Here is a 247-nt window from a genome sequence, read left to right on the forward strand (position 1 = left end):
ATGATACTTCCTCTGCAGGTTCATCCAACAAGTCGTCGAGATCATCGTCTGCAAGTTCATCTGACTCAACCTCTGGCTCTGATGATACTTCCTCTGCAGGTTCATCCAATAAGTCGCCGAGATCATCGTCTGCAAGTTCATCGAGCTCAGCTTCAGGCTCTGGTGATAACTCCTCTGCGGGTTCATCAAGCAGCGCATCGATATCATCACCTGCAAGCGCATCCGACTCTTCCTCAAGTTCAGATAA

General features: G+C 49.0%; 1 pseudogene. It reads right to left on the minus strand.

Features of this window, described 5'->3' with window-relative positions:
- A pseudogene (locus CEX98_RS22995) lies at positions 1 to 247 on the minus strand (hypothetical protein); the annotation flags it as partial.

Origin of the sequence: Pseudoalteromonas piscicida, assembly GCF_002744175.1 — a bacterium.
Classification (GTDB): domain Bacteria; phylum Pseudomonadota; class Gammaproteobacteria; order Enterobacterales; family Alteromonadaceae; genus Pseudoalteromonas; species Pseudoalteromonas piscicida_B.